The sequence below is a fragment of the Rhodococcus sp. KRD197 genome, assembly GCF_017168235.1.
Lineage (GTDB): Bacteria > Actinomycetota > Actinomycetes > Mycobacteriales > Mycobacteriaceae > Rhodococcoides.
This window is the reverse complement of record NZ_JABFAO010000077.1, coordinates 1-606: the sequence shown is the minus strand read 5'-3', so window position 1 is coordinate 606 and position 606 is coordinate 1. Positions and strand designations below refer to the sequence as shown.

The following is a 606-nucleotide window of genomic DNA, read 5'->3' as shown; positions in this document are numbered from 1 at the left end:
TGTTCAAAACCGACACGCCGAAATGTGTCCCTACGACGAGTTGTGACACACTCGACCCTGTGGGAGAACTTCTGGGCTACGCGAGGGTGTCGACGACCGATCAGAGCGCCGACGCGCAGAGCGAAGCTTTGAGCGCTGCCGGGTGTTCGAGAGTGTGGACGGAAACTGCGTCGGGTGCGACGACGTCTCGGCCGCAGCTGTCGGATCTGTTCTCGCATCTGCGGCGCGGCGACACGTTGGTCGTGTGGCGACTCGACCGTCTCGGGCGATCACTCCCCCATCTCCTCGAAACGGTCGAGCAGCTCGACGTCGATGGCGTCGGATTCCGCTCGCTGACCGAAGCGATCGACACGACCACCTCCGGCGGAAAGCTGATCTACTCCATCTTCGGAGCGTTGGCGGAATTCGAACGCAACCTCATCCGCGAACGCACCAACCTCGGACTGGCGGTGGCACGCGCCCAAGGGCGACTCGGTGGCCGACCACCGGCGATGTCCGGGACGCAAATCAAACAAGCGAAGCGAATGCGCACCGGCGGAATGTCACTCACCGACATCCGAGAAGTGCTCGGAGTGTCGCGATCGACGCTGTACCGGCACTTGAAAT

1 protein-coding gene is annotated in these 606 nt (G+C 62.5%); it reads left to right on the top strand.

Annotation, left to right across the window (positions count from 1 at the left end; all coding sequences use genetic code 11):
* Window positions 1-59: 59 nt before the first annotated feature.
* On the top strand, window positions 60-606 hold a 547-nt coding region (locus tag J1M86_RS25470), incomplete at its 3' end, for a recombinase family protein (RefSeq protein ID WP_032375677.1).